Raw genomic sequence first — 9,757 nt, 5'->3', positions numbered from 1 at the left:
GCCGGGCCAGGGCTTCGGCGCCCTCCCGGTCCCCGGCCTCCTCCCGCATCACGGCCAAGCGGCGCAGGGCACCGGTGCTGCCGGCGTCGGCGGCCTGCCGGGCCAGGGCTTCGGCGCCCTCCCGGTCCCCGGCCTCCTCCCGCATCACGGCCAAGCGGAGCAGGGCGAAGGTGTCGCCAGTCTCGGCGGCCTGCCGGTAGACGGATTCAGCGCTCTCCCGGTCCCCGGTCTCCTCTCGCATTTCAGCCAGGCGGCGCAGGGCGAAGGGCCTGCCGGCGTCGGCGGCCTGCCGGGCCAGGGCTTCGGCGCCCTCCCGGTCCCCGGCCTCCCCGGCGGGTCGTGGCGGTCTTCGAGCGGAGGCTCGGCTCAGGCGCGGGCGGCCTGCCGGGCCAGGGCTTCGGCGCCCTCCCGGTCCCCGGCCTCCTCCCGCATCACGGCCAAGCGGAGCAAGGCGAAGGCGTCGCCGGTCTCGGCAGCCCGGTGGCGAAGGTGGTGGGCCCACTGCAAGCGATGCCGGACCTGGGCTGCGCGGGTGAGGTTGGCCAGATCGTCCGGATGGGTGAGGCAGGCGTGGGCGGCATACCAGAAGGAGGCGGGCGGACACAGCCGCCTACGGGTGGTGCGGCCGTGCTCTTCGAGGTAGTCGGCGAGCCGGAACACCGGTCCCACCTGCTGTGGGGAGGGCGGGGCTGAGGCTGTGGAGGGGGTGGGTGGGCGTCGTGGGGCTCGGGGGGTGGTGCGGCGCAGTGGGGCTTGTTTGCCGTGGACCTGTTTGGCGAGTTCGGCGAAGGCGGTTTCGGCCCAGTCGTCGGTGAGCTGGTCGTAGTCGGTCTGGCTGAGATAGTCGATCGCGGCGTCGGTGAGGAAGGCCTGCGGGAGGTGCAGGCCGACGCCGAGGCGGCGTGCGTCCATCGCTGTTTCCAGCAGAGCTTTGGCGGCCGGGCTTGCGTGCTGGTAGCGGGTGAGGAGTTCGGGGGCACCAGCCAGGTCCTGGGTGATGCGCCCGTCGGTGTGGGCGCGGGTGAGGGTGTCGGCCAGCAGCCGGTCACCGCCCTCGGCGAGGGCGGCTGCCGCGGCCAAGGCTGGGGCGTCGAAGGAATCCGGGATGGTCAGGGTGCGGCCGGCGAGCAGTTCCCTTACCCGGCTGTGCGGATCGTCCCCGCCCGGCGCGGGCAGGGTCGTGTATTGGTGGGCGTATTCGGGCCAGAGCGTGCCCAGCACGAGGACCGGCCCGCGCTCCGGGGTGACGAGCAGGTGGTGCACGGCCGCTGCGATCTGCTCACCGGCCGCCCGGTTCCCGAGGTAGTGCTGGGCCTCGTTCAGCCACACCACGGTGCGCGGCTGGACATGGTGTAGGTCCTCCAGGGCGGCCTCGGCCCGGGTCGGGTCGAAGGGATGCCAAAGCCGCCAACCCCGGTCCGCGAGCGGCTGGACGGCCTCCCAGCACGCCCGGGTCTTCCCGGTCGACGAGGTGCCCACCAGGACTACGATCCGGCTGCGGCCGACCGCCACATCCCGCACCGCCTCGGCCAGCACCTGGTCATGGTCGCGCCGCACATACCCGGACAGCACCCGTACCCCGGGCGCATCCGAGCCGTCAACGACCTTGCTGTGGCCGGCCGGATGGACCTCCAGATCGTGCGGCTCCCACTCCCCGATCAACCTGCCGGGCCCCGGCCGTTCACCGCCCCCTCCCCGGGCCGCGTCCCGCTGCAGCGCCAGTAACTCCTGGACCGGCAGATCGAGCGCGCGGGCCAGCGCCGCCACGGTCTGCGCCGAGGGCACCGGCCCGTCGGCCTGGAAGGCCTCCGACACGGTCGTTCGCCCCAGCCCCGCACGGCCAGCCAGCAGCGTCTTGTTCAGCCGCATGCGGGCCAGTCCGTCATCCAGTCTCCTGCGCAGTTCGGTGAGTGCCGGATTGTGGCCGTTCTGCTCGTCGCGCACGTGCTCGTCCCCGGGCCGTGATGTGTTCGCTGGTGTTCATCTTCGTCCCGGCGAACCCCGGCGCACACCACTTCTACGACCGTCGACCACGTCAACACCCCATCGTGTAACGGGAGTCTGTCGTGACCGTCGCCGTCGTCCTCCTCGCCACCGCAATCGTGATCGTCGTCGCGCTGCTGGCCGCCGCCGGCGCGGGCAAACTCGCCCGCATGGACGGCGCCACCTACCCCGCCGCCCTCACCCGCGCCGCCGTCACCTTCGCAGCGGTCATCACACTCGCCGCCACCGTAGCCAGCGTCTTCACCACCCTCCTGACCTGATGGTCCTGCGACGGCAGGCCACCTGCCCCGACCGCGCTCAACGACGTGCCAGACGTGCCTGAACATCGCAGACCTGCGCTGACCTGCACTGGGAGCCCAGGAGCACCAGATATAGGCCGCGGTGACCGGGACGACGATGCGTTCGGCGACGTCGACGAGCAGCTCGGGCATCCGCGGTTCGGCGCCGGCGAACTCGCGGGCGGCGTCGATGTCGTCGGCCTGGACGGCCCGGAGGTAGGCGAAGGCGCTGATCGCCGCGTCCGGAGTCATGGGCGCGAAGCGGGTCTGGGACATGGACAGCTCCTCACAGGACTGCGCGCCGTGTCGTTCACGGCGTCATGAGGCAGCTTCTGATGGTTCGCCTGTGGATAGATTCCGGCGCCGGGGCAGGGGGGAGAAATCACCTCCCGCCGCCTGCAAATTGATCACGATGCGGTCACGGCGGAGAGGTTCTTCAAGACCGGCGTCACACGAGAGCCGAAGACCGCACCTGTAGAAGGTGAATGGCGGGACAGGCCCGCCCCACCTTCCAGGAGCGCCCTGTGGCGAGCACCGCAGATGAGCCCGAGCAGGCTCCGGACACGGCTCCGGATACCCCCTCCGTGGACCCCTCCATCACCCCCTCCGCGCCCCGCCGTCAGGGTCCGGGCGTTCTAGCAGGTCAAGCCAGGCGGACAGGGGGTCGCCGCAGGTCCGACAACCCTCATGTCCAAAGGCGTCCTACTCACAGGAAGAACTCGACAGAGCCCAGGCGGAGGGAGCTGTTGCAAGCGCTGGGTATTTTCCAGAGGGCGACGCCCGACCAGTTGTGGAAGCTGACCCGTCCGGACAACCAGCATGACAAGCTCACGCGGGACAACCTCCTGGATCTGGAGGACCACCGCCTGGTGAGGATCGAATCGGTTCAGGACGACCAGCGGCAGGTATGGGTGCTCACCGAACGGGGACACCGCGAAGCGAAGCAGCTGCTGGAGCCGAAGAACATACGGGTCTCAGCGCTGCGCAAGGAGAAGTACCACCCGGACACCGGGGAACTGCTCGCGGGCAGCTACGACGACCACGCCGCGGCGGTCACCTCCACGGCCGCCGAACTGCACCGCGCAGGGATCGGGCACCGGCTCGGCTTCGCCACCGAGGTCCCGCACCGGCTCGCAGGCGGGTACGTCCAGCGGGCGGACCTGGTGGTGCGGGCGAAGGCGGGTGGAGTGCCGGTGATGCTGCTGGAGATCGACCGCCGCACCGAGGACGCCGACGACCTGGTGCACAAGCTGCGCCGGTACTGGGAGTGGGGCCGGCTGCTGGCACCGGACGCGGACAAGCACACCGTGGACCTGGTCCGCTCCCGGCCGGACGCGATCGCGAGCATCGACCACGAGCATCGGCTGTGGCGTCGGGTCTACCCGCCGACCGGCCGGGAGGGCCTGGTGCCGGTGGCGTTCGTGTTCGCCGACAGCACCAGGGCCAAGGTCGACAACACCGTGCAGGTCCTCGAGGAAGCGGGCCGTCGCTACTGGGCGCCGCGCCGGTACGAGAGCTACTACCGCGAGGCGATCACGGCGAAGGACTATAGCCAGTCCGTGCCGGTCCTCTTCACCACCCTGGAGCAGCTCCAAGAGCACGGCGCGGACGCGGCGGTGTGGCGGCGCCTGGGGCGCGCGGACGAACAGACCTTGACCGACGCGCTCGACAACCCTGGCGGCGAGAACCTCTACCGCGACCAGCTCGCCCGCGCCGACGCGGAGGACAAGCGGCGCCGTGCCGCTGAGCGGGAGGCGCGGCGGCCGGTGTGCAAGCGGTGCGGGCAGAAGTTCACCGACCAGCGCTGGGAGGAGACCACCGCGCGCGGTGGCGCGTGGACGGCCGGGGACGCGGCCGTGTGCGGCAGCTGCCACGCCGACGACGTCGCCCGGCAGAAGGCTGCTGCCCAAGCCGCCCGCCGTCAGACTGCCGCGCCGCCAGAGCCGGAGGACGACCACGACCAGGAGCCGGGCAAGCTCCGCGGTCTGTTCCGCCGCAGGAGCTGACCATGCACGACGACGCCGTCTCTCCCCGCCCGGATGCGGGGAGAGACGGCGTCGCCGACGGGTGGCCCGGTCAGCGCATGGCCGGGACCGGGCCGGTCAGTTGCTCAGTGCAGGCCTGGCCCGTCTGCTGTGGGAGCCGTCGTTCCAAGTTGGCTGCGACGTCGTGTAGTCCCTGCTCCGCCGGGTGCCTGCGGCAGACCGAAGCCCCGCTTCGGGCGTGGTGGCGGGCCGGCCGCGATTTCGGCTTCGGCCTGCTTCACCTGCCGTTCCAGCCGTGCTCGGTTCTCGTCCACCAGTTCGCTCACCTTGTCCAGCGCCTCGCGCTGCCACTGGGCACGGTTGCGCGCGGAGGCGGCTGCGCGTTCACGCATCGCGGCGTCGGTGCGCTCGGCTTCCTCACCCGTCGTTGCAAGGTCGGAGAAGAGACGGGCGCCCCAGATCACCAGCGGCGGCTCGGGGTCGGCGGTTGCTTCCACCAGCGCCCATACCTGTTCCTGGGCTCGGGCCGCCCGTTCTGCGGCGTCGACCAGTACGCGCAGCACATCCTCGTCCACGTCCGCGAAGCGCCGGCGGTCCGGAGCCGTGCCCTTCAGAGCCGCCAGCGCCGTCTCCAGCCGGTCCAGCAAGGTGTCGTCCATGCCCTCAGCATGTCGGCCCGCCTGTCCGCTGTCCGCCGTACGCCGGGACATCCCCGGGTGAATGCACGCGGCCCGTCCTGGGACGTCCCTGCATGCGCAGACGACGACGGCCCGCTCCGGGTGGGAGCGGGCCGCAAGCTGGTGGTGCCGGTCAGGCCGTGCGCTTGCGGTCGAGCAGCATCACGGCATACAGCGGGGAGTCCGGGAACGGCTGGCGTTCGCCGACCTTCTTGTACCCCAGCCCTCGTAGAGGGCTTGGAGCCGGGGCCGCTTGGTGTCCACCGTGAGCACGGCCAGGGCTTCTGGCCGGTCGGCGAGCAGCGCGGTGTGCAGCCGCTCCCCGAGTCCCTGCTTGCGCCATTTCGGCCTGAGCATCAGTTCCGAGACGGAGAACGTCGACGGGTCGGCCGGCTCTTCGGCCAGGTACTCACGCCACCATTCGCGGCCCGGCTCGCCCGGCGCCCCGTAGGTGAACCCGATGGGTTCACTGCCCTCGTACGCGACCACGCAGGCGAATCCTTCACGGCCTCCCCAGTGGTCCACGAACCAGGGGAAGCGCTGTACGAACTCTTCGTGCCGCCGCTCGAAGTAGGCATCGGCATGGACGTCGAGCAGGGTCTGCCGGATGTCGGGCAGGTCGTTGTGTCCATAGCGGCGCAGGTCGATGGCGGGTGCCGTGGTCACGCGGGGCTCCATTCGGATCGGTAACGGTCGGCCCACTCGCGCGCCACGGTGGTGGAGGGCGCGAGCGTGAGGAGATCACGGTAGAAGTCGCCCAGCAGGACGCGCAGTCGGCCGGGCAGGGGGCTGCCGGACATCAGAGTGAAGGCATCCTCGGTCGTGGCGCAGGCTTGTTCGGCGTCGCCCTGGTGGAGCTGGGCGATGGAGAGGTCCACGGTGGTCATGGCGCGGTTGCGCCGGTAGGGGGCCGGGATCGTGGACAGGGCGCGGTGCGAGGCGGCTTCCGCCTCCGCGCTCTGGCCGAGACGGCTGCGGACGATCCCGGTCAGGGCGTGCAGTTCTGCGGGCCCGTAGAAGGCGATCCAGGACGGGCGGGGGCGTGCCTCGGTTCGCGTCAGGGCCTCTTCGGCGTATCCGATCGAGCGGATGGCGGCCTGCCGGTCGCCCTGGTAGGCGTGCCCGATTGCGGCCCGGGCGTGCGCGAGAGATCCGAACAGCGGATCGCGGCGCGTGATCGCGCAGGACTGAGCCGCCTGTGCCGCTGCGACACCTTCGGCGTACTGACCGAGCTGGTACGCAAGGATCGAGGTGGAGTTCCACACCCGCATCAGTGCCACGGGGTCCTGCGACAGCCCGGCCAGTCTCAGCGCCTCGTTCACGTGGCTGCGGGCCCGATCGAAGTGGCGGGCGTCGATGCACGACCAGGCGGCGGCCGTGGTGTAGTCGGCGGCGACACCGAACAACCGCTGCCGGATCGTCTGCGAGGCGGACCGGGTCTGCAGGCCGACCGCCTCGGCTGCGCCAGCGAGCGCGGCGCGCTCGAGGGCGGCGTGTCCGCCGCGCTTCTGATCGAGCATGGTGAGCCGGTCCAGGCCGTCCCGCAGGCGGAGCACATCGGAGGTGCCCACGGTGGTGGGACGGGTGCCGGCGGCTGGCAGAACCCGTCTTTGAACCCGCCAAGCAGATCGCACACGGGGACCGCGACACCTGCCGTCCGCTTGCCCGTTCCTTCGATGCGGTGAACCACACCTCGACCCCGCGCGCAGAGCAGTCCGGGCCTGGGAAGCTTGCGGTGGGGGGTGAGGGCGCGGTGGTAGCCGCCGCTGTCCAACTCCCTTTTAGGCAGACCCGCGCGATGCGGGAGCTCAGCCGCCGAGCGCCACCGCCAAGCCGCGGCGACCGAACTGCTGCGTGCCTTGGTGGTGATGTCCCTCGCGGGCAGCGTCCGCGCTGTTCACCGGCGCCATGGGCGCGTTCAAGAAGCCACCCAGCCATCGCACCGTCGACTTCGACGCCCTGATCGAGACAGCCGAGATCATCCAGTTTGCAGCAGACACTGTGCGTTCAAGTGTCCGGCGGGAGCGGAGTACCCGTTTGTTGTCCGTGCGGAGACCTGTTGGGTAAAGGTATCCGAGGCGAGGGGAACCCAGCTCATGGTCACGGCCGTTCGGTATCCGTCTGCTGCCTGGCATGACGGCAGGCTCCACCCGGGCGGGGCGGCGTTACCCGTCGGCTCGGGCCGGGGGCTTCGGGGTATCGCGTGGTAGCGGCGGACCCGAGGCAGGCCGTCTATCGTGCCCAGCATCCCCGGCTGGCTGGATTTGTCAGCCGCCGGGTGGGGGACGAGGCGGCTGTGGCGGACATCTGCCAGCAGGTGTGGGTGGCGTACTTCCGGCGGTCCTGGCAGGGGTACGAGGACGAGGTCGCGCCGTTGTTCGTGATCGCCCGCAGGCGGGTGGCCGACTGGTATGCGCAGGCGGGGCGGGCAGCGGAACTCCCAGGCGACGCGTTCGTGTACGAGGCGCTGGATCAGTGGCCCGGCCGACACGATCAGGAGAGTGAGCGTGCCGATGTCCGGGTCGACGTGCAGCATGCCCTGGCGCGTCTGTCCGAGCGGCAACGGCAAGCGGTGACCCTGCGCTACATCGACGGCCTGGACCGGGGCAGTGCGGCCGCGTTAATGGGCATCGGCGTCGAAGGTCTGAAGAAACTCACCACCGCGGCGATACGGGAGCTTCGGTCCATGCCCGAACTCCAGGGCTATCTCCTCCCTCTCGAACAAGGGGCACACAAAGGGGCACACCGATGACGCACCACCAGGACCGGTCCGGCGACGAGACGCTCACGGGGCTGCTTGGCGAACTGGGCGCGCCCCGCCCGACCTTCACCGATGACGAACTGCTGTCCGGGTTCCGTGCAGTGGAGGAACAACTGCGTGCGCTCAGTGTCCCGGAGGGCGCGCTCGTCGACGCGGCCACGGACCGGGCCGTGATCGGCAGCGACGCCTACGCCCTGGGGATCGAGTTCCTGCGTCGGGAAGATTGGGGACAGGCGGCCCGCTGGCTGGAGATGGCTGCCCGGTCCGGCGTCGCCGACGCCGCCTACGAACTGCAGACCCTCGATCGCCGTCGGGCACTGAGTAATAATCTCGCCGGCGCGTCAGCTGTCGGCCCCGACACCTGGCAAGCCCCCGCAGCCCGGCTGGCCAGGCTGCGCCGGAGCTTCAGCCGCCTGCATGAAGCCGACAGTTTGGCTCACGCCCTCAAAGCCGTTGCCGATGGCGCAGTGAACGATCTCGACTACGGGGCTTCCTGCCTCAATCTGGTCCGCCCCGACGGCGATCTCGTCGTCGCTTCGGTGACCGGCAACGAGACCGCCGAAGCCTTCCTGGTCGGGCGCATCGGCCCGCGCGCGGCATGGGACGGCCGTCTGTCGATGGGCAAGCGCTGGGGCGATGTCGTCTACATCTCTCACGAAATCGGCTGGACCACCGACGGGGACGGTGTCCCGTCCTGGCGGGCGGAAGGAGGGCCGGATCCAGCACCGGGCAGGTGGCACAACGAGGACCGGCTCTTTGCCGAACTGCGCACGTCCGAGGGCGCACTGCTCGGCGTGCTGTCTGTGGATCTTCCGCGGGACGGGCTGCTGCCGGGAGTGTGGGAGCGTGAAGCACTTCAGCTCTACGCCCGCGAGGCCGCGCTCGCGATCACCACAGCACGTCTGCGGGCCGACGCCCAGCGCGCGCTGGTACGACTCGAACGCGAGCACACGCTACTGCGAGTGAGCGAGGACCGGCTCCGTCAGACCATGACGATCGCCCAGCGGCCCATGGCCTTGGCCAAGCTGCCACCGGGCCGGCCGAGCAGACTGCTCAAGGTCAACGATGCCCTGTGCCGGCTGCTGGACCGCAGCCCCAACGCGCTGCACGAGTTCTCCCTGGAGGACCTGGTTCATCCGGAAGACCTGACCGCCTGGCTGCGGATCTCACAGACCAGGGGCAGCTGCGCGGTCCGCCTGGCCCGCCGTGACGGCTCCTACTTGCCGACAACCATCAGTGCCATGCCTGTCGTCAGCGACTCCTCCAAGGGCTCGGACGGCCCGCGCTGCCTCATCACCCTGGACGACGGTCGTGCCGACCGGAGCCCCGGCGCACCGGTTCTGACCTGTGATCCGCTCACCGGTGCGGTAACCGGTGCGGGACTGCGTGCCGAACTGCAGCGGCTGTGTGATACACCCGCGAAGGACGGACGCGCTACCAGCGTGGCCGTGCTGTCGGTGGGGCTCGACGACTTCACCCTGATCAACACCACCCACGGACAGGGGGTGGGGGACGCTGTCCTGGTGGAGGTGGCCCGGCGGCTGACCGACCTGGCACGCCGCGGTGACGTGGTGGCCCGGCTGGGCGGCGACGAGTTCGCTCTCCTCGCCATCGGACGGACCTTCCAGCAGCTCGAAGAACTGGAACCGCGCATCCGGGCCTCCCTCACCCACCCGATCCGCATCAGCGGCACCACGGTCCAGATGTCCGCAAGCGTCGGGATCATGTGGGCCAGGAACGGGATGACCGCGGAGCAAATCATCGACACGGCCGACCAGGACATGCACCTCGCCAAAACCCTCCGAAAGATTGCACAGCTGTCGCACACCACGTAGCGGCGAGAGCGCACGACTCCGTCCTCGTCGGCGGAGGCAGACGGAGAATGCTCCGCATGTCTCCCCAGCCGGCCAGGACGCCCCACGCGAGGAGAACTCCGGAAAGGGGAGCCGGTTCTCCTCGTACCGGCGGGGGGGGGCTTCCCACCCGCCCGCCGCGGCCGTGCCGAAGCCCAGTCCGGCGAGCCGGGAACGCAGGACGTGCCGCTTCTGCCGC

At 70.5% G+C, this 9,757-nt stretch carries 6 protein-coding genes and 4 pseudogenes; 4 read left to right on the top strand and 6 right to left on the bottom strand.

All coding sequences use genetic code 11. The features are described 5' to 3' along the window. Together ABT147_RS46430 and ABT147_RS46425 are read right to left on the bottom strand one after the other, a co-directional pair. A pseudogene (locus ABT147_RS46430) lies at positions 1-241 on the bottom strand (hypothetical protein); the annotation flags it as partial. A gap of 125 nt (positions 242-366) precedes the next feature. Then, on the bottom strand, positions 367-1,944 hold the full coding sequence (locus ABT147_RS46425; protein WP_351418442.1) for a helix-turn-helix domain-containing protein: 1,578 nt from the start codon (positions 1,942-1,944) through the stop codon (positions 367-369). A gap of 122 nt (positions 1,945-2,066) precedes the next feature. Between ABT147_RS46425 and ABT147_RS46420 the strand changes: the two genes are divergently transcribed. Then, positions 2,067-2,264: a hypothetical protein gene (locus ABT147_RS46420; RefSeq protein WP_351418439.1), complete on the top strand. Its 198-nt coding sequence runs from the start codon at positions 2,067-2,069 to the stop codon at positions 2,262-2,264. Between the two features lie 764 nt (positions 2,265-3,028). Then, positions 3,029-4,288, top strand: coding sequence for a replication-relaxation family protein (locus ABT147_RS46415; RefSeq protein ID WP_351418437.1), 1,260 nt, complete (start codon positions 3,029-3,031; stop codon positions 4,286-4,288). Positions 4,289-4,392: 104 nt separating this feature from the next. On the opposite strand, the gene ABT147_RS46410 is transcribed toward ABT147_RS46415, so the two are convergent. The 3 genes and pseudogenes from ABT147_RS46410 to ABT147_RS46400 form a co-directional block, all read right to left on the bottom strand. Further along, positions 4,393-4,926, bottom strand: a complete 534-nt coding sequence (locus ABT147_RS46410) for a hypothetical protein (RefSeq protein WP_351418434.1) — start codon at positions 4,924-4,926, stop codon at positions 4,393-4,395. 151 nt (positions 4,927-5,077) lie between these two features. Then, a pseudogene (locus tag ABT147_RS46405) lies at positions 5,078-5,622 on the bottom strand (GNAT family N-acetyltransferase). Further along, positions 5,607-6,683, bottom strand: a pseudogene (locus ABT147_RS46400) (NsdA family TPR-like regulatory protein); the annotation flags it as partial. The pseudogenes ABT147_RS46400 and ABT147_RS46405, both read right to left, overlap by 16 nt. Before the next feature lie 464 nt (positions 6,684-7,147). On the opposite strand from ABT147_RS46400, the gene ABT147_RS46395 reads away from it, so the two are divergent. Next, a complete protein-coding gene (locus tag ABT147_RS46395; protein WP_351418429.1) occupies positions 7,148-7,696 on the top strand; it encodes an RNA polymerase sigma factor in 549 nt (182 codons plus the stop codon). After that, complete coding sequence (locus ABT147_RS46390) at positions 7,693-9,540, top strand: GGDEF domain-containing protein (RefSeq protein WP_351418427.1); 1,848 nt, start codon at positions 7,693-7,695, stop codon at positions 9,538-9,540. Before ABT147_RS46395 ends, ABT147_RS46390 begins: the two co-directional genes overlap by 4 nt. A 111-nt stretch (positions 9,541-9,651) precedes the next feature. Here ABT147_RS46390 and ABT147_RS46385 read toward each other — a convergent pair. Next, positions 9,652-9,757: pseudogene (locus ABT147_RS46385) on the bottom strand (PaaX family transcriptional regulator C-terminal domain-containing protein); the annotation flags it as partial.

Origin of the sequence: Streptomyces sp. NPDC001868, from assembly GCF_040297125.1 — a bacterium.
GTDB lineage: Bacteria > Actinomycetota > Actinomycetes > Streptomycetales > Streptomycetaceae > Streptomyces.
This window is presented reverse-complemented; position numbering and strand designations above follow the sequence as displayed.